This window comes from Parathalassolituus penaei (assembly GCF_026626885.1).
Lineage (GTDB): Bacteria > Pseudomonadota > Gammaproteobacteria > Pseudomonadales > Oceanobacteraceae > Oceanobacter > Oceanobacter penaei.
In genome coordinates, this window is sequence record NZ_JAPNOA010000040.1 from 1 (window position 1) to 444 (window position 444).

General features: G+C 56.8%; 1 pseudogene. It reads left to right on the plus strand.

From position 1 onward, the window contains the following. Positions 1–320 (plus strand): annotated as a pseudogene (locus OUO13_RS14290) (IS3 family transposase); the annotation flags it as partial. Positions 321–444 lie beyond the last annotated feature (124 nt).

The following is a 444-nucleotide window of genomic DNA, read 5'->3' on the forward strand; positions in this document are numbered from 1 at the left end:
ACTGGCCGGTTGAAGCCTGCTTCGCCGCCGTCATGGAAACCGCTTCATTGAGCGAAGTTGAGCTGTCTGAATACTGTCGTCAACGGGGTTTGTATCCCGAACAGATCAAGCAGTGGAAAGCTGATTGCATGGCTGCCATGCAAGGTTCAAAAGCCTCCGCCGCCGAACTGAAGCGTCAGCGCAGTGCTGACCAGAAGAAGATTCGCGCACTGGAGAAAGAGCTCCGTCGCAAGGACAAGGCGCTGGCTGAGACTGCCGCCTTGCTGGTGATGCGAAAAAAGCTCAATGCCTTGTACGGACTGGAGGAAGAGGACGACTGACAGATCTGGAATGCCGACAACGTCTGGCGGAGATTTTTCTGGAAGGCATCTCGGCTGGGGCTCGTCGAGCGCGTGCTGCCGCTGAGTTAGGGCTCAATGTCCGAACGCTACAACGCTGGCTGGA